Source organism: Microbacterium indicum DSM 19969, assembly GCF_000422385.1.
GTDB classification, from domain to species: domain Bacteria; phylum Actinomycetota; class Actinomycetes; order Actinomycetales; family Microbacteriaceae; genus Microbacterium; species Microbacterium indicum.
In genome coordinates this window covers 505302-522892 of record NZ_AULR01000001.1, presented here as the reverse complement: position 1 = coordinate 522892, position 17591 = coordinate 505302, and the positions used below count along the sequence as shown (strand labels likewise).

General features: G+C 71.9%; 13 protein-coding genes. 8 read left to right on the top strand and 5 right to left on the bottom strand.

The features are described from left to right. Window positions 1-7 precede the first annotated feature (7 nt). On the top strand, window positions 8-1291 hold the full coding sequence (locus tag H576_RS0102440; protein ID WP_029149598.1) for a GNAT family N-acetyltransferase: 1284 nt from the start codon (window positions 8-10) through the stop codon (window positions 1289-1291). A gap of 6 nt (window positions 1292-1297) precedes the next feature. On the opposite strand, the gene yczR is transcribed toward H576_RS0102440, so the two are convergent. Further along, entirely contained in the window at window positions 1298-2737 is a 1440-nt protein-coding gene (gene yczR, locus H576_RS0102435; protein WP_029149597.1) for a MocR-like transcription factor YczR, read from the bottom strand. Between the two features lie 61 nt (window positions 2738-2798). Here yczR and yczE point away from each other — a divergent pair, with 61 nt between their 5' ends. Together yczE and H576_RS0102425 are read left to right on the top strand one after the other, a co-directional pair. Continuing rightward, on the top strand, window positions 2799-3689 hold the full coding sequence (yczE, locus tag H576_RS0102430) for a membrane protein YczE (RefSeq protein ID WP_342664870.1): 891 nt from the start codon (window positions 2799-2801) through the stop codon (window positions 3687-3689). Next, the gene (locus H576_RS0102425; protein ID WP_029149595.1) at window positions 3650-4210 is read left to right on the top strand and encodes an MOSC domain-containing protein; all 561 of its coding nucleotides are present in this window, start codon (window positions 3650-3652) and stop codon (window positions 4208-4210) included. The genes yczE and H576_RS0102425 overlap by 40 nt, the downstream gene beginning before the upstream one ends. Window positions 4211-4705: 495 nt before the next feature. Here H576_RS0102425 and H576_RS0102420 read toward each other — a convergent pair whose 3' ends face one another. Next, the gene (locus tag H576_RS0102420; protein WP_029149594.1) at window positions 4706-8368 is read right to left on the bottom strand and encodes a multifunctional oxoglutarate decarboxylase/oxoglutarate dehydrogenase thiamine pyrophosphate-binding subunit/dihydrolipoyllysine-residue succinyltransferase subunit; all 3663 of its coding nucleotides are present in this window, start codon (window positions 8366-8368) and stop codon (window positions 4706-4708) included. Window positions 8369-8639: 271 nt separating this feature from the next. Here H576_RS0102420 and H576_RS0102415 point away from each other — a divergent pair, with 271 nt between their 5' ends. Together H576_RS0102415 and H576_RS0102410 are read left to right on the top strand one after the other, a co-directional pair. After that, a complete protein-coding gene (locus tag H576_RS0102415; protein WP_029149593.1) occupies window positions 8640-9965 on the top strand; it encodes a hemolysin family protein in 1326 nt (441 codons plus the stop codon). Continuing rightward, entirely contained in the window at window positions 9962-11014 is a 1053-nt protein-coding gene (locus H576_RS0102410) for a hemolysin family protein (protein ID WP_029149592.1), read from the top strand. The genes H576_RS0102415 and H576_RS0102410 overlap by 4 nt, the downstream gene beginning before the upstream one ends. A gap of 77 nt (window positions 11015-11091) precedes the next feature. Here H576_RS0102410 and H576_RS0102405 read toward each other — a convergent pair whose 3' ends face one another. Together H576_RS0102405 and H576_RS0102400 are read right to left on the bottom strand one after the other, a co-directional pair. Beyond that, window positions 11092-12063 (bottom strand): acrylyl-CoA reductase family protein, encoded by a 972-nt coding sequence (locus H576_RS0102405; protein WP_029149591.1) that lies wholly within the window; start codon window positions 12061-12063, stop codon window positions 11092-11094. Window positions 12064-12265: 202 nt separating this feature from the next. After that, window positions 12266-13345 carry an NADH:flavin oxidoreductase/NADH oxidase gene (locus H576_RS0102400; RefSeq protein ID WP_029149590.1) on the bottom strand — a complete coding sequence of 360 codons (1080 nt, stop codon included), beginning with the start codon at window positions 13343-13345 and terminating at the stop codon, window positions 12266-12268. Window positions 13346-13394: 49 nt separating this feature from the next. Between H576_RS0102400 and H576_RS0102395 the strand changes: the two genes are divergently transcribed. From H576_RS0102395 to H576_RS0102385, 3 genes are read left to right on the top strand one after another with little or no spacing between them, the layout of a single operon-like run. After that, window positions 13395-14276 (top strand): ADP-dependent NAD(P)H-hydrate dehydratase, encoded by an 882-nt coding sequence (locus tag H576_RS0102395; protein ID WP_029149589.1) that lies wholly within the window; start codon window positions 13395-13397, stop codon window positions 14274-14276. Next, window positions 14273-15475, top strand: coding sequence for a glycosyltransferase family 87 protein (locus tag H576_RS0102390; protein WP_029149588.1), 1203 nt, complete (start codon window positions 14273-14275; stop codon window positions 15473-15475). The genes H576_RS0102395 and H576_RS0102390 overlap by 4 nt, the downstream gene beginning before the upstream one ends. Beyond that, a complete protein-coding gene (locus H576_RS0102385; protein ID WP_029149587.1) occupies window positions 15475-15786 on the top strand; it encodes a thiamine-binding protein in 312 nt (103 codons plus the stop codon). Before H576_RS0102390 ends, H576_RS0102385 begins: the two co-directional genes overlap by 1 nt. Before the next feature lie 93 nt (window positions 15787-15879). On the opposite strand, the gene H576_RS14070 is transcribed toward H576_RS0102385, so the two are convergent. Next, complete coding sequence (locus tag H576_RS14070; protein WP_051172056.1) at window positions 15880-17556, bottom strand: CBM35 domain-containing protein; 1677 nt, start codon at window positions 17554-17556, stop codon at window positions 15880-15882. Between the last annotated feature and the right edge of the window lie 35 nt (window positions 17557-17591).

Below are 17591 nucleotides of genomic sequence, written 5' to 3'. Positions count from 1 at the left end.
TGACCGGGTGAGCTTCATCGACGCCCGGAACGTGCCTGCCGACCCGACCTCGACCGAGCGCCTCGCCGCGCAGGGCCTCGACTATCGCGTGGCCAGCGGATCCGATGCCCTGCTCCTTCACGTCGAGGCAGCCGAGCGCGGCTTCCTCGCGGGCGAGCCCGAGCCCGCCGAGCTCGAGGGCGAGGCATCCGTGCTCGCGGGGCGCCGCGTCATCGAGGTGCACGACCCGTCGTCTCCGCAGGCGTTCCCGGTCGCGACCGAGGACGCCTGGGTCGCGCGGCTGACGGTGCCGGGCGGCGAGCTGCCCATGTGGGCGATCAGCGGCGTGACGGTCGCGGGGACCCACCGCCGCCGAGGCATCGCCCGCGCGATGCTCGAGGGCGAGCTGCGCGCCGCCCACGCCGCCGGGGTCCCCGTCGCGGGCCTCACCGCGAGCGAGGCGACGATCTACGGCCGCTTCGGCTTCGCGCCGGCGCTCCCCGCCGCGCGGCTCACGATCGACGCGAAGCGCGCCGGGTGGGGATCCGCCGAGCCCCAGGCCCGCATCGACTTCACGACGCGCGAGCAGGCGGTCGACGACCTCGAGGAGCTCCATGAGCGCACCCGGCTCGACCGCGTCGGCGACATCGCCGCGTGGCGCCGCCGCTGGGAGCAGAAGGCCGGCACGGCCGCCGGCGTGACCGACGCGAAGAAGATCCGCGCCGTGCGGGCGACCGACGCGGCGGGCGAGCTCGTCGGCGCGATGACCTTCCGCATCGCGGGCGACTGGGACGACGCGACGTTCGAGGTGATCCACCTCATCGGATCCACCGCCGACGCGCGCGCGGCGCTCTGGCGCTTCGCCCTGAGCTACGACCTCGTCGCGAAGATCTCGGCGCACACGCAGCCGCTCGACACGCCCCTGCCCTGGCTCGTGCGCGATCACCGAGCCGTGAAGGTCGCGGCGCACGACCACGGCTGGCTGCGCGTCCTCGACGTCCCGGCCATGCTCCGCGGGCGCGCCCTCTCGGCGGGCTTCGGCGTGCGCCTGCGCGTGACGGACGACCTCGGCCTCGCGGGCGGGTCGTGGGTCGTGTCGCACCTCACGGGCCTGCGCATCGACGAGCTCGACGACGCGGCGGCGGTCGACGTGACGATGGACATCGGCGCCTTCTCGGCGGCGATCCTCGGCGGCGTGACGCTCGAGACGCTCGCTGGCGCGGGCCGCGTGACGGGCGATGCGGCGAAGATCGGCGAGCTCTCCGCGGCCCTCCGCCTCGCGACGGCTCCGCTCCTGTCGATCGGCTACTGAGGGGTCTCAGACGACGGCGTCGACCGGCTGCTCGGCGGGCCGAGCGGCTCCCGCCGCGGCGACCTCGGCCCACGCGTCGGCGAGGATCTCGGCCGCGCGCACGAGGTCTGCCGCCGGCGCCGTGATCGGGACCCGGAGGTGCCGCTCGCTGCCGCCGTCGATCGCGAACCGCGGCCCCGCCGAGAGCAGCAGCCCGCGTCGGCGTGCGGCCAGGACGAGCGCCGAGCTGCGCGGGGATCCGAGCCCGATCCACAGCGCGACGCCGCCCGGCGCGACGGGGACCGACCACTCGGGGATGAGGTCGCGGATCCGCGCCGTGAGGGCGTCGCGGCCGGCCGCGAGCACGCGTGAGCGCTGCGCCAGGATCTCGGGCATGTGCGCCATCGCACGCTCGGCGACGGACTGCTCGAACTCGGGCGTTCCGAGGTCGCCCGCGGGCCGCAGCGCGGCGAGGCGGCGGATCATGTCGACGCTCGCGCGGATCCAGCCGATGCGCAGCCCGCCCCACACCGTCTTGCCGAGGGAGCCGAGGGTGATGACGGCGTCGTCGTCCTCGGGCGCGACGGCGGCGAAGGGGACGGAGCCGGGGGCGCCGTCGATCGCGAGCTCGGCGGTCGTCTCGTCGGCGACGATCACGGTCCCGGCCGCGCGCGCGAGCTCGGCCAGGCGGATCCGCGTCTCGCCGTCCATCGACTCGCCCGTGGGGTTGTGGAAGTCGGGCATGAGGTAGCCCGCCGAGGGCGCGGCGCGGTTCAGGACCTGGGCGGCGCGCTCGAGATCCCAGCCCGCGCCGACCGCGACGGGCACGCCGACGAGCCGTGCCCCGGCGCGCGAGAACGCGTCGGCCGCGTGCGGGTAGGTGGGCGTCTCGATGAGCGCGCGATCTCCGCGCGACACGAGCTGTGAGGCGACGAGCGCGATGGCGCTCTGCGCGCCCGTCGTCACCATGATCTGATCCGGCTCGGTCGGGAGCCCGCGTGCGGTGTAGCGCGCCGCGATCGCCTCGCGCAGGCCCGGGCGGCCGACGACGTCGTAGCCCGAGCGCGCGACGAGCGACGGGGCGGTCTCGGCGACCTCGGCGAAGAGCGCGGCGAGCCCCGGCCACGCGGCGGGGCTCGCCTGCTGCAGGTCGATCGCCCCTCCGGGCGCCGAGATGCGGCCGAGGTCGCGGTGGCCGAGGGGGAGCGTGACGCTGCCGGATCCGCGCGCGCTCTCGATGTGGCCGCTGGCGCGCAGGCTGCGATACGCCGACGCGACGGTCGTGCGGCTGAGGGCGAGGCGCTGCGCGAGCGCGCGCTCGGCGGGCAGGGCGGTTCCGGGCGCGATGCGGTTGTCGAGGCACAGGAGTCGGATCGCGTCGGCGAGCGCCTCGTAGGCGGGCTCGCGCACGCGCCAGCCGCCGAGCATGGCGTCGAGGGCGCGCGCCGTGAGGCGGGAGTCGGGCATGCGGCCAGAGTACCTCGATTGGCACCTTGTAAGAATTCCAATCCTCGCGTGGGATCGACGTATGTCTCCCGCCCTCGTCCTCCTCGCCGTCATCCTCGCGCTCGCGGTCGCCGGCGCGATCTGGGTCGTCGTCGCCGTGCGGCGTGACGGCTACCGCGCGATCCCGGTCGACGCGGGGCGCATCCCGCGGGATCGCGACGGTGCGTCGCGGGGCCGGGGTCCGTCGCGGCGTGCGGTCCGGGCGGGCATGAGTGGACTGATTCGGGGGATCCGCATCGCGTCGCTGGGCGCGCTCGCGCTGCGACTCGCCCGGCTCGTCGGCGGGCTCGTGCTCTACGGCGCCGGATGCGCCCTCACGGTCGAGGCGGGGCTCGGCGTCGACCCCTGGACGGTCCTCGCCGAGGGCATCGCGCACCGCACGGGGATCGGCGTCGGGTGGGTGACGAACATCGTCGGCGCGATCGTGCTCCTCGCGTGGATCCCGCTGCGCCAGCGACTCGGCGTCGGGACGGTGCTCAACGTGCTCGTCGTCGGCACGAGCATGCAGATCGTGATCGACCTCGTGCCCGCGCCCGCGACCGGGGGATGGCGCGTCGCGCCGCTCGCTGGCGGGATCCTGCTCGTCGCGCTCGCCTCGGCGATCTACATCGGCGCGCGCCTCGGCGCGGGGCCGCGCGACGGCCTCATGACCGGGCTGAGCGCCCGCTTCGGCTGGCCGATCTGGCGCTCCCGCGCGACGGTCGAGGTGACGGTCCTCGCCGCCGGCCTCCTGCTCGGCGGCACGGCGGGGTGGGGGACGCTCGCGTTCGCGCTCCTGATCGGTCCGCTCGTGCACGCATCGATGCGCCTGCTGCGGGTGCGGCCGGCGCCTTCGTCGTCGCGCGTGGCGCGGACCGGGAATACGCTGGGGCCATGGGTACGCTCCTCGCCGTCTGCTCGGTCCACCAGCTGATCCCCGACGCCGGCACCGTCGGCACGACGGCGATCGACAAGCGACCGGTCGACGGGCCCGTCAAAGTCGGTCGCCTCGGGGTGTACGCCGACGTGCAGGCAGACCGCGCGCATCACGGCGGCGAGCTGCAGGCGGTCTACGCGTACGCGCAGGAGGACGCCGACTGGTGGGCGCAGGAGCTCGGCCGGGAGATCCCGCTCGGCACGCTCTTCGGCGAGAACCTCCGCACCGCGGGCATCGACGTGTCGGGCGCGCGCGTGGGGGAGCGGTGGCGCATCGGATCCGTTCTGCTCGAGGCGACGAAGCCGCGCAACCCCTGCATGACCTTCGCCCGCCGCATGGGGCTCGAGAACGACGGATGGGTCAGGCGCTTCGCCGCCGAGCGCCGTCTCGGCACCTACTTCCGGGTCGTCGAGACGGGGCGGATCGAGGCGGGCCAGCCGATCGAGATCGTCGACCCCGCCGCCGACGCCCCGACCGTCGTGGAGGCGTTCGCCGGCCCGGGCCGGGCGTCCGACTGATCACGGGCCCCGCGCGGGGGCGCCGTTCCCGCGGCCGATCGCCCTTCGCGCGGCCGAGCCTGGCTGAACAGGCCGCGCGAAGGGCGATCGGCCGCGTGTGGGGGATCCCAGCGCGGCCATTCGCGCGGTGCGGCGCCTGCCGCCGAGGGCTGGGCGGCCGCCAGCTTGGGTCTCATTCTTTGCTGAAACACCGCGCGAAGGGCGCCGTTCGCGCGGGGGTCGGCGTTCCTGCGGGTGGATCCAGGTGATTCTGCCGCAGGAGGGGCGATCGGCCGCGTGTGGGGGATCCCAGCGCGGCCATTCGCGCGGTGCGGCGCCCGCCGCCGAAGGCTGCGCGGCCGCCAGTCGGGGCCTCTTCCTTCGCCAGAACACCGCGCGAAGGGTGCACTACCCGCGGGGATCGGCGTTCGCGCGGCCGGATCCCTGCCGAATGGCCGCTGGAACGGCGAATGGCCGCGCGAGGGCGATCCTCGCGCGGCCAATCGGCGGTGTGCGTCAGTGCTTGAGGGCTCGTGCCAGGAGCTCGGCCTGCTCGACGGCGTGCACCTTCGACGATCCCGTCGAGGGGGCCGCCGACGCGGCGCGGGCCACGACCGAGAAGGCGCGGGGCGAGGTCTTGTTCGCCAGCCACTGCTGGATGAACGGCCACGCGCCCTGGTTCTCGGGCTCGTCCTGCACCCACACGAACTCGGCGTCGGGGTACTGCGACAGGACGGTGCGCAGCTCCTCGACGGGCAGCGGGTAGAACTGCTCGACGCGCACGAGGGCGATCGTCGGATCCGGGTTCTTCGCGAGCTCGGCGCGCAGATCCCAGTGGATCTTGCCCGAGTGCAGGAGCACCCGCGTCACCTGGCCGCGCTCGATGCTGCGCTCGTCGTCGAGGACCGGCTCGAAGCGACCCGTCGCGAAGTCGGCGACCTCGCTCGTGGCGCCGCGCAGGCGCAGCATCGACTTAGGCGTGAACACGACGAGCGGCGTGCGCGGGCGGGCGTACGCCTGGCGGCGCAGCAGGTGGAAGTACGACGCGGGGGTCGAGGGGCGCGCGACCGTCATGTTGTTCTGCGCGCACAGCTGCAGGAAGCGCTCGATGCGCGCCGACGAGTGGTCGGGCCCCTGGCCCTCGTAGCCGTGCGGGAGGAGCATGACGACGCCGGACTTCTGGCCCCACTTCTGGTCGGCCGCCGAGATGAACTCGTCGATCACCGACTGCGCGCCGTTGACGAAGTCGCCGAACTGCGCCTCCCACAGCACGAGCGCCTTCTCGTCCTCGACCGAGTATCCGTACTCGAACGCGAGGGCCGCGTACTCGCTCAGCAGGGAGTCGTAGACCTGGAACCGGGCCTGATCCTCGGAGAGATTCGCGAGGGGCAGCCACTCCTGGCCGTTGACGCGGTCGTGCAGGACGGCGTGGCGCTGCACGAAGGTGCCGCGGCGCGCGTCCTGACCGACGAGGCGCACGGGCGTTCCCTCGAGGAGGAGGGATCCGAAAGCCAGCAGCTCGCCGAAGCCCCAGTCGACCGAACCCTCGCGGCTCATCTGCTGGCGCTTGTCGAGCAGCTGCTGCAGCTTGGGGTGCACCGTGAAGCCCTCGGGCTTGTTCGCGTGCGCGTCGCCGATCTGGTGCACGACTTCGGTTCCGACGCCGGTCGACTCGGGGGCGCCCTCGACGGGCGTCGAGAGCGCCTCGTCGGTGATCACGGGGATCGCGCCGGTCTCGACCGCGTGCGTCTCGGCGAACGCCGATTCGAGGCGCGCCTGGAAGTCGGCCTTCGCGGCGTCGTACTCCTCTTCCGTGATGTCGCCGCGGCCGACGAGCGACTCGGTGTAGAGGCGGCGAACCGAGCGCTTGGCCTCGATGAGGCCGTACATGAGCGGCTGCGTCATCGACGGGTCGTCGCCCTCGTTGTGCCCGCGGCGGCGGTAGCAGACGAGGTCGATGACGATGTCGCGGTTGAACTCCTGGCGGTACGCGAACGCGAGCTCGGCTGCGCGGACGACGGCCTCGGGGTCGTCGCCGTTCACGTGCAGGATCGGCGCCGCGATCGTCTTGGCGACGTCGGTCGCGTAGCGCGAGGTGCGCCCGTCCTTCGGCAGCGTGGTGAAGCCGACCTGGTTGTTGACGACGACGTGGATCGTCCCGCCCGTGCGGTACGCGCGCAGCTGGGACATCTGCAGCGTCTCGACGACGACGCCCTGGCCGGCGAAGGCCGCGTCGCCGTGGACCATGATCGGCAGCCACGGGAAGGTGCCGGGCCCGGAGCGGTCCTGCTTGGCGCGGACGATGCCCTCGAGCACCCCGTCGACCGTCTCGAGGTGCGACGGGTTCGCCGCGACGTAGACGTCGATCTCGGATCCGTCGTGCGCCGTGAAGGTTCCCTCGGTGCCCACGTGGTACTTGACGTCGCCGGATCCGCGCTTGTTGCCGGGCTGCGCGCCCTCGAACTCGCTGAACACGTCGGCGTAGGTCTTGCCCGCGATATTCGAGAGCACGTTGAGGCGGCCGCGGTGGGCCATCGCGATCGCGGCGCCCTGGAGGCCCGCGGTCGCCGCGCCGTCGATGATGCGGTCGACGAGCGGGATGAGCGACTCGCCGCCCTCGAGCGAGAACCGCTTCTGGCCGACGTACTTCGTCTGCAGGAAGGTCTCGAACGCCTCGGCCTGGTTGAGCTTGCCGAGGATCCGCAGCTGCTCGTCGTGGTCGGGCTTCTCGTAGGGGCGCTCGAGCTTCTGCTGGAACCACTCGCGCTGCGTGTGATCCGGGATGTGCATGTACTCGATGCTCGTCGTGCGGCAGTAGGTGTCGCGCAGAAGGCCCAGCGTCTCGCGGAGCTTGGCCTTGCGCTTGCCCCCGAAGCCGCCCGTCGTGAACTCGCGCTCGAGGTCCCAGAACGTCAGGCCGTGCGACTCGATCTCGAGGTCGTAGTGCGAGCGCTGCGTGTAGGCGAGCGGGTCGATGTCGGCCATGAGGTGGCCGCGCACGCGGTAGGCGTTGATGAGCTCCTGGACGCGGGCGGTCTTGTTGACGCGCTCGGCGACGTCGACCGTGACGTCGGGGTTCCAGCGGATGGGGGCGTGGGGGATCCGCAGCGCCGCGAAGACGTCGTCGTAGAAGCCCTCGCCGCCGATGAGCATCTGGTGCACGATCTTCAGGAACTCGCCGGACCCGGCGCCCTGGATCACGCGGTGGTCGTAGGTGCTCGTGAGCGTGATCGTCTTGCCGATCGCGAGCTCGTCGAGCGTGCGGGGGCTCGAACCCGCGAACTCGGCGGGGTACTCGAGCGCGCCGGCGCCGATGATGCTGCCCTGGCCCTGCGTGAGGCGCGGGACCGAGTGCACCGTGCCGATGCCGCCCGGGTTCGTGAGCGAGATCGTCGTGCCGGCGAAGTCGTCGGCCGTGAGCTTGTTCGCGCGGGCGCGCTTGACGACGTCCTCGTACGCGGCGAGGTATTCGCCGAAGGTCAGCGTCTCGGCCTTCTTGATGTTCGGGACCATGAGCGCGCGCGTGCCGTCGGGGCGGGGCAGGTCGATCGCGATGCCGAGGTTGATGTGCGCGGGAGCGACGACGGAGGGCTTGCCGTCGATCTCGGCGTAGTACACGTTCTGGCTCGGGAACGACTTCAGCGCCTGGATCAGGGCCCACCCGATGATGTGGGTGAACGACACCTTGCCGCCGCGGGTGCGCGACATGTGGTTGTTGATCACGATGCGGTTGTCGATCATGAGCTTCGCCGGGATCGTGCGCACCGACGTCGCGGTGGGGATCGTGAGCGACTGGTCCATGTTCTTGGCCAGCGTCTTGCTCATGCCGCGCAGCGGGGTGACGACGTCCTCCCCGGGCTCGGCCTCGGGGGCGGCGGCCTTCTTCGCGTCGGCCTGCGCGGGGATCGGCGCGGGGGCGGCGGGCTTCGCCGTCGTGCGGGCGACGGGCGGGGTCGCGGGGGCAGGCGCCGCGGGGGCGGGGGCCGTCGGGGCGGGCGTCTCGGCGGCCGTCACGGGGGCGGCGGTGCCCCCGGCGATCTGCTCCATGACGGGCCACCAGGCCTTGTCGACTGTGTTCGGATCAACCTTGTACTGCTCGTAGAGTTCCTCGACGAGCCACTGGTTGGCCCCGAATTCCCCCTCGGCTGACGTGTTCGTACCCGTCACCTGACTCGACACGGTCAGATCGCCCACTTTCGTCGATGAAATGCTCGCCCGCGCGCGGATCGCACACGCGTAACGCACCCAGGCTAGCCCACATGCGCGGGGCCCCTCGCGTGCGTGACGCGCGTATGACATCTCTGTGAGATCCGCGTTCCGATGCGATCCGGGTCATCGGGCTTCGATAGAATCGCCTGATCATGGACGACCCTCCGAGTATCACTCCCACGCCCTCCGACCGTCGCGCACGAGCCACCCACCCGACGAGGGGTGGTGAGACCCGCTCGTGATCGACTGGATCCTGCTGGGCGTGGGCCTCGTCCTGACCCTCGGCACCGGCATCTTCGTCGCCAGCGAGTTCGCCCTCATCAACGTCGACCGCGCCGATCTCGAGGCGAGGCAGGCGCGGGGCGAGACGCGCCTCGCGATGACGATCTCCGCCCTGAGGCACACCTCGACGCACCTGTCGAGCGCCCAGCTCGGCATCACCCTCACGACCCTCCTCACGGGGTACACGTTCGAGCCCGCGCTGTCGCGGCTGCTCGCCCCCGTCTTCACCGCGATCTCGCTCCCCGAGGCGATCGCGGGGCCCGTCTCGACGGTCGTCGGCATGGTCGTCGCGACCTTCCTCTCGATGATCCTCGGCGAGCTGATCCCGAAGAACTTCGCGCTCGCCCTCCCCGTCGCGACCGCCCGCCTCGTCGCGCCCGTGCAGGTCGCGTTCACGACGGTCTTCCGCCCCGCGATCGCCGTGCTCAACGGATCCGCCAACGGGATCCTGCGGGCGATGGGCGTCGAGCCGCAGGAGGAGCTGTCGGGCGCCCGCACGGCGGAGGAGCTCTCGAGCCTCGTCCGCCGTTCGGCGATGGCCGGCGTGCTCGAGAAGGACACCGCGACGCTGCTCGACCGCTCGCTCACCTTCTCGCGACTCACGGCCGCCGACGTCATGACCCCGCGGCCGCGCATGCACTCGCTCGCGGTCGGTGATACAGCGGAGGACGTGATCCGCCTCGCCCGCGAGACGGGTCACAGCCGCTTCCCCGTCTCCGACGACGACATCGACGACATCGTCGGCGTCGTGCACCTCAAGGCCGCCGTCAGCGTTCCGCGCGAGCGCCGGGCGGAGGTGCCCGTCGGCGCCCTGCAGACCGAGGCGCTCCGCGTTCCCGAGACGGTGCACCTGGATCAGATGCTCGCCGAGCTGCGCAGCCGCGGCTACCAGATGGCGCTCGTCGTCGACGAGTACGGCGGGACCGCGGGCGTCGTGACGCTCGAGGACCTCGTCGAGGAGATCGTCGGAGAGGTGTCGGACGAGCACGACCGCCGCCGCGCGGGCGTCGTCCGCCACCGCGACTCCGTGACCTTCCCCGGCCAGCTGCGCCCCGACGAGCTGCGCGAGCGCGCGGCCGTCACGGTCCCCGAGTCCGATGACTACGACACCGTCGGCGGGTACATCATGTCCGAGCTCGAGCGCGTGCCCGACGTCGGCGACACCGTGCGCGTCGACGACGGGACCCTCGAGATCCTGCGCATGGACGGGCGCCGCGTGGATCGCGTGCGCTTCGTGCCCGACCCCGTGCCCGCAGAAGCCGACGACCAGGAGGTGGCCCGATGAGCGACTGGGCAGGACTCGCGTGGCTCGTCGTGCTGCTCCTCGGCAACGCGTTCTTCGTCGCGGCCGAGTTCGCGGTGATCTCGGCGAAGCGCTCGCAGATCGAGCCGAAGGCTGAGAAGGGATCCCGCGCCGCGAAGACCGCGCTGTTCGCGATGGAGCACGCGACGCAGATGCTCGCCACGAGTCAGCTCGGCATCACGGTGTGCTCGCTCCTGATCCTCAACGTGTCGGAGCCGGCGCTCCATCATCTGCTGACCGAGCCCCTCGGCCTCACGGGAATGGGCGAGGCGGCGATCGACACCGTCGCGTTCGTGATCGCGCTCCTCCTCGTCTCGTACCTGCACGTCGTGTTCGGCGAGATGGTCGCGAAGAACCTCGCGTTCAGCATGCCCGACCGCGCGGTCATGATCCTCGCGACCCCGCTCGTGTGGGTGTCGAAGGCCGTGCACCCGGTCGTCGTCTTCCTCAACTGGCTCGCGAACCTGGCACTGCGCCTGTTCAAGGTCGAGCCGGTCGACGAGGCGGCGTCGACGTTCACGCTCGACGAGGTCGCGACGATCGTCAGCGAGTCGCGCCGCGAGGGCGTCCTCGACGACTCGGCGGGAACCGTCGCGGCGGTCGTCGAGTTCACCGACAAGGACGCCGGCGACGTCGCGGTCCCGCTCGAGCGGATCGTCACGCTCCCCGAGGCCGTGACGCCCGCCGAGATCGAGCGCGCCGTGGCGACCCACGGGTACTCGCGCTACGTGATCGTCGACGACGAGGGCGACCCCGTCGGCTATGTGCACCTCAAGGACGTCCTGCGCGCCGCGGACGACGTCGACAAGGCGCACGAGCCGATTCCCGCGAAGCGGATCCACCATATGGTGCCCGTGAGTGCGACGACCGACCTCGAGGACGCCCTGACGCTCATGCGCAGCCAGGGGCGCCACCTCGCGCGCGTGCGCGACGAGGGCGGCCGGACGGTGTCGGTGCTGTTCCTCGAGGACATCATCGAGGAGCTGATCGGCGAGGTCCATGACGCGACCGATCGCGCCCGCCGGCGCTGACATCGGCTGAAGGACATCTTCCCGCCTCTCGGACATCCGATTCGATGTCCATCCGGCGGGAAGATGTCCTTTCGGCGTCAGTCGACCGCGATGACCGTGCGGCCCGTGCCCCTGCCCTCCAGCAGGGGGCCGGCCGCCGTGCGGGCCTCGGCGAGGGGGACGATGCGCGTGACCGCGTCGAGGACCGCCGGGTCGAGGTCGCGTGCCAGGCGCTCCCACGCTGCCGCCCGCGCCTCGGGCGCAGCCCGCACGGAGTCGATGCCCAGCAGCGAGACGCCGCGGAGGATGAACGGCATCACGGTCGTCGGGAGATCGGATCCGCCCGCGAGCCCGTAGGCCGCCGCAGCGCCTCCCTCGCGGATCTGCGCGAGCGCGCCCGCCAGGACGGATCCGCCCGCGCCGTCGACGACGCCGGCCCAGCGCTGCTTCGCGAGCGGTCGCCTCTGCTCGGCGAGCTCGGCGCGGTCGACGATCTCGGCCGCACCGATGGCTGTGAGGCGCTCGCGCATCGCGTCGGGCCGGCCCGTCGCGGCCGTGACCTCGTATCCCGCGGCCGCGAGCATCGCGATCGCGACGGATCCGGATCCGCCCGACGCGCCCGTGACGAGGATGGGCCCGTCGGCGATCCCGTGTCGCTCGAGCGCGAGGATCGCGAGCGCCGCCGTGAAGCCCGCCGTGCCGATCGCGGCGGCCTGGAGCGGCGAGAACTCGCGCGGCACCGCGACGAGGTCGTCGCCCGACACACGGGCGAGGCCCGCGAGGCCGCCGTGCAGCTGCTCGCCGAGCCCCGCACCGTCGAGCGTCACGACGTCGCCCGCCTTCCAGCGCGGGTGGCGGGACGCGACGACCTCGCCCGTCGCATCGATCCCGGGGATCAGGGGCGTGCGGCGGATCACGCCCGGCCGGCCGTGCAGCGCGAGCGCGTCCTTGTAGTTGATGCTCGAGAAGCGGACCCGGATCGTCGTGTCGAGGTCGTCGAGGAAGCTCTCGTCGACGGTCTCGAACGCCGCGGCGCCGTCGCGCACGACCCATGCGGGGAAGTCGGTCATACGCGGCACGCTACTCGCGGGGCGCCGGACGTGGTGCGCGGTAACGGCCGTTCGGCGGGGCGGGAGGGGTCGTTTCTGCGCACCACGCGAGTGGTGCGGGGCGTGGTGTGCGGAAGGGCCGTTCGGCGGGGCGGGAGGGGTCGTTTTTGCGCACCACGAGACCCGCTCGGGACGTGGTGTGCGGAAACGGCCGCTCGCGGGGTCAGCTCGCGGGGGTGCGGCGGGCGCGCACGTACTGCTCGGGCCAGACCGACGCGCTCTCGCCGAGCTCGGTGGCGGCGCGCAGGCCGAAGTGCGGATCGCGCAGCCACTCGCGGGCCGCGAGGATCACGTCGGCGCCGCCCGCCTGGAGGATCTGCTCGCCCTGCTCTCCCGACGTGATGATCCCGACCGCGCCGACGGGCGCCGCGACGGCCTTCTTCACGACGGCGGCATGCGGCACCTGGTAGCCCGGGAAGACGTCGATGCTCTGATGGGCGACGAGGCCGGACGTCGAGACGTCGAAGAGGTCGGCGCCCGCCTCCTCGGCCCACGCCGCGACCTGCGCGACGTCGTCGGCCACGAGGCCGCCCGGCGCCGAGTCGGTCGCCGAGAAGCGCACGAAGACGGGGACCGACCCGCCGACCTCGGCGCGGATCGCGCGCACGATGTCGAGCACGAGGCGGGCGCGGTTCTCGAGGGATCCGCCGTACTCGTCGGTGCGCTCGTTCGACAGCGGCGAGAGGAACTCGTGGATCAGGTAGCCGTGGGCCGCGTGGATCTCGAGCACCTCGAAGCCGGCGGCGACGGCGCGCCGCGCGGCCGCGGCGAAGGCGGAGACGACCTCGGCGACCCGCTCGCGGGTCATCGCGACGGGCTCGGCGAAGCCCTCGTATGCGACGGCCGACGGCGCCTCGGCCCGCCACCCGCCGTCGGTGAGCGGCACGGATCCCTGCGCGTCGGCCCACGGGCGATACGTCGACGCCTTGCGCCCCGCATGTGCGAGCTGCACACCGGGGACCGAGCCGCGCTCGCGGATCGACCGGGTGATCGGCGCCCACGCGGCGACCTGATCGTCGTTCCACAGCCCCGCGTCCTCGGGCGAGATCCGCCCTTCGGGCACGACGGCCGTCGCCTCGGAGATGATCGCGCCGGCGCCTCCCGACGCGAACTGCGCCAGGTGGACGTGGTGCCAGTCGTTCACGACGCCGTCGACGGCGCTGTATTGGCACATGGCCGCGACCCACAGCCGGTTGGGGAAGGTCGTGTCGCGGATCGTCAGGGGCGAGAACAGCAGGCTCATCGAGCACCTTTCAGGGGGGAGCGTGCGCGCCGTCGGTAGTGTGATCCGCATGCCCGGTGGACACGCATGGCACGACGGCCGCTGGACGGCAGCCGACGCCGCGTCGGTACTTCGAATCCCAACACGCGACGATCACAAGTATTCCCGCGGGGTCGTCACGCTCCTGACGGGTTCACCCGCGTACCCCGGCGCGGCGGTGCTCGCGGTCGAGGGCGCCTGGCGCGCGGGCATCGGCATGGTCCGCTGGGTCGGCGAGCCCGGCGTCGGCCGCCTCGTGCTGCAGTCGCGGCCCGAGACGGTGCTCGGCCCGGGGCGCACCGACGCCGTCGTCGTGGGATCCGGGATCGACGGCCGCACGCGCGGCGGCGAGCTGACGGCCCGTCTCGAGAACGCCCTGCGCTTCCCCGCCGTGATCGACGCGGGGGCGCTCGACCTCGCGCCCCGCGCCAAGGCGCCCGCGATCGTCACGCCGCATGACGGCGAGCTCGCCGAGGTGCGCATCCCGCTCGGCCTCGGCGTCGACGACATCACGGTCGACCCCCTCGAACCGCGACTGCACGGCGGGCTGCGGGAGCGGATCCTCGTGGTGCGCGAGACCGCCGTCGCGCTCGGGAGCGTCGTCCTCCTGAAGGGCGCGGAGACCATCGTCGCGACGCCGGGAGGCTGGTACACGGTCGTCGACGCCGGCACGCCGTGGCTCGCCGCCGCCGGCACCGGCGACGTCCTCGCCGGCGTGATCGGATCCGTCCTGGCGACGGCCGCGGCCCGGAATCGCGACGGGCTCGACGTCGAGGAACTCGGCCCCATCGCGGCGACAGGCGCCTGGCTGCACGGCACCGCGGGGCGGATCGCGGCGGGGCCGGGGCGACCCATCACGGCTCTCGACGTCGCGCACGCGCTGCCGGACGCGTTCCTCGAGGCCCACGCGTGAGGCTCGGGCGCGTCGAGCGGCTGTCGTTCGTCTGGGGCGCTTTCGTCGTCGCGCACCTCGTCGCGATCACCCTCGGGTGGCTCTGGCCCAACCAGCCGATGGGCGACACATACCTCGTCTACGAACCGTGGAGCGACGGGGCGATCGACGGCCAGGGCGTCGTCGGCGTCGACAGCCCCTGGGTGTACCCGCCGCTCGCGCTCGCGCCCATGATCGCGGCCCAGGCCCTCGTCTGGTTCTCGTCGTACGCGCTGCAGTGGGCCGTGCTCGTCGGCGTGCTGGACCTCGTCGCGTTCGCGTTCCTCGTGCGCCGCGGCCGCTCGAAGGCGCGCCTCTGGGCCGGGCTGTACTGGGCGGCGTTCGTCCTCCTGCTCGGGCCGATCGGGATCTTCCGCCTCGACGCCGTGACGGTGCCGCTCGCCGTCGTGGGGATCCTCTTCCTCCGGTCGCGGCCGCGCACCGCGGGGGTGATCCTCGCGCTCGGAACATGGATGAAGATCTGGCCCGCCGCGATCCTCCTCGCGGGCGTCGCGGCGCTGCGCCGCCGCTGGCGCCTCGTCGCGGGCGCCGCCTGGGCGTCGCTCGCCGTCGCCGGGGGAGTGATCCTCGCCGGGGGCTGGTCGAACCTCTTCGCCTTCATCACGACGCAGACGGGCCGCGGCCTGCAGATCGAGGCCGTCGCGGCGACCCCGTTCATGATCGGCACGGCCCTCGGAACGCACCAGGCCTACTACGACACCGACATCCTCACCTATCAGGTGACGGGGCCCGGCGTCGCGGCGACGGCCGCCGTCCTGACGCCGCTCATGGTCGTCGTCGTCGCGGGGATCGCGGGCCTCGGGTTCTGGCGCGTGCGGCAGGGGGCCGAGCCGTGGCGGATCCTCGCGCCCCTTGCGATCGCGCTCGTCGTCGCCCTCATCGCGACGAACAAGGTCGGATCTCCGCAGTTCTCCTCGTGGCTCATCGCGCCGCTCGTCGCGTGGATGGTGCGCGACCGCCGACGCGCCTGGCCGCTCGCCGGGCTGGCGCTCGTGATCGCGTACCTGACGCAGATCATCTACCCCGTCACCTACGACCACGTGCTCGCGGGCGATACGCTCGCCATCGCGGTGCTCGTCCTGCGAAACGTGGGGCTCGTCGTCCTCGGCGTCTGGGCCGTCGTGCGCGTGTGCCGCGTCCCCCTGCGAAAGGAAACCTGATGCTCGTCGCCTTCTCCGTCGCCCCCTCCGGAAACGGGAATGATGACGGATCCGTCCACGACGCCGTCGCCGCGGCCGTCGCCGTGATCCGCGCCTCGGGCCTGCCCAACCGCACGACGAGCATGTTCACCGAGATCGAGGGACCCGACTGGGACACCGTGATGGGCGTCGTCAAGGCGGCGACCGAGGCCGTCATGCCGTTCGGATCCCGCGTCTCGCTCGTGCTCAAGGCCGACATCCGGCCGGGCTACGAGGGCGAGATCGACGGCAAGCTCGAGCGGCTCGAGAAGGCCGTCGACGAGCTGTCATAGGGGTTTCATCGACCGGGGCCGCTCCCCTCGACACGGGCCAGTGGCGCGTCGATGGGAGCGGCCCGCTGTCTTCGGCCCCGCCCTGTCAGGGTGTCAGTCGGCGGCCGCCGGGGAGACGCGGATCGCGTCGAGCTCAGCGAAGTCGACGCCCTTTCCGAATCGGATGGTGTTCGCACCGGCTTCGAGGTCGACGTCGATCTCGGACCACTGGTATCTGCCCCAGTCCGCGGTCGCGGGGTAGGAGATCGATCCCGCACTCGCGCCGTTCACTTGGATTTGATGTGTCGCGGTCGTTCCATATCCGTTCGCGTATCGCGCGTACACCGTATGAGTGCCAGCCGACGCGACGTCGATTTCGAACTCGACGAAGCTCGACGGGTCATTGATGTTGCCGACCTTCGAGCCGTTCGACGCCTGCACGTGTGAGACAAGCGCTACGTCGTTCAGCGCAGCCTCCTCGGCCTCGAACTGGTCGGCATCGAGCGCGAGCGAACCCACGCGGATGTCGTTCAGCTCGGTCGTGAGGTTCTCGACGTTCACGGCCTGATAGAGCGTGGATCCGTCGACGCTCGTCGCGAGGCCCTGCGCGAAACCGCTGAAGTTCCCGCCCTGTGTGTCGGTGGCGTCGAACGTCACAGGCATGGGCAATGTCTCCCATGTGCCCTGGCCGAGGTTGTGATTGACATAGAAGTTCTGGCCGCCGTCGATCACCTGGTTCCCGTCGAGCGACCACATCGACGCTACGACCACCGTGCCGTTCGGGCCTCCGGACGGCGACCACGTGACGTATGGCGAGGATCCGAGCCCGCGACCGTTCTCGAGTTGGATCGGAGTTCCGATGCTCGTCTCGTCGCCCCAGTCGAGCCCATCAGGCGAGGTCTTGAAATACACCGGCGCGGCGTTGGCGGATGCCGTCGGCAGATTGACGACCTCGTAGGTCGCGAGGTATGTCCCGTCCGGGAGCTCCGTGACTGTGATCATCCCGGGGCGGTCGGCTTGATTGACGGGAGCGCTGACGTTGACCAGCGGGCCCCAGGTCTGACCGCCGTCGACGGACCGGCGATATGACACGGCCTGAAGGACGCCGTCGTCCTTCTGGCGCTCGTCCGAGAAATAGGCGACGAGCCCACCCTCTGCATCGACAGCGAACGAGGGCTCCCAAACTGTAGTGGTCGTGGAGCTCGAGCTGGGGTCGTAGATGGCAGGGCCGCCCTCGTCGATGACGCTCAGGAGATCCCAGTTCTGGCCCTGGTCGGTGCTGCTGTATACGACCAGCCGACTGATCGATCGGTCCTCGGGCATGATCATCCCGCCGAGCAGCAGGGTGCCCGCCTCGAGGCCGCCGGTGTTCTCGGGAACCTCGAAGAGCGTCGGCTGTGCTGTCCGCGTGAAGTTCGGGAAGTCATCGCTCGGAACGATGTCGGTCAGGTGAGCCCACGATGTGCCGTCGTCGGTGCTTCGGTAGATGGGGTAGACCTGGACTCCGTCTTGCAGCACGAGCTGGTCGAATGTCACCAGCTGGGTTCCGTTCGACGAGCCGTTCGCTTTGAGGATCGCGATCTTCGCGTAGGTGGTTCCGGCGGGCGCTCCGCCCTCCGGGTTGAATGAGCTGCCGGCCGCTGGCGAGTAGACGAGAGCGCCGTTGCCCGACGTGACGGCGTCGGCGGATGTGCCGCCGACGAGTGCCGCCGCTGCCGCAGCCGTGACGACAGCGAACGCCGCGAAGCGGCGTGTGGCTCGCGATCGGCGAGCTGAGTGATCGTGTTGCATGGCCATCCTTTACATCGTTGTAGAGCGAGTGGGCG

Excerpts from the sequence above, each read along its gene's own strand:
- yczR (WP_029149597.1), bottom strand. The coding sequence starts at position 2,737 with ATGCCCGACTCCCGCCTCACGGCGCGCGCCCTCGACGCCATGCTCGGC.
- yczE (WP_342664870.1), top strand. The coding sequence starts at position 2,799 with ATGTCTCCCGCCCTCGTCCTCCTCGCCGTCATCCTCGCGCTCGCGGTC.
- H576_RS0102425 (WP_029149595.1), top strand. The coding sequence starts at position 3,650 with ATGGGTACGCTCCTCGCCGTCTGCTCGGTCCACCAGCTGATCCCCGAC.
- H576_RS0102410 (WP_029149592.1), top strand. The coding sequence starts at position 9,962 with ATGAGCGACTGGGCAGGACTCGCGTGGCTCGTCGTGCTGCTCCTCGGC.
- H576_RS0102405 (WP_029149591.1), bottom strand. The coding sequence starts at position 12,063 with ATGACCGACTTCCCCGCATGGGTCGTGCGCGACGGCGCCGCGGCGTTC.
- H576_RS0102400 (WP_029149590.1), bottom strand. The coding sequence starts at position 13,345 with ATGAGCCTGCTGTTCTCGCCCCTGACGATCCGCGACACGACCTTCCCC.
- H576_RS0102395 (WP_029149589.1), top strand. The coding sequence starts at position 13,395 with ATGCCCGGTGGACACGCATGGCACGACGGCCGCTGGACGGCAGCCGAC.
- H576_RS0102385 (WP_029149587.1), top strand. The coding sequence starts at position 15,475 with ATGCTCGTCGCCTTCTCCGTCGCCCCCTCCGGAAACGGGAATGATGAC.
- H576_RS14070 (WP_051172056.1), bottom strand. The coding sequence starts at position 17,556 with ATGCAACACGATCACTCAGCTCGCCGATCGCGAGCCACACGCCGCTTC.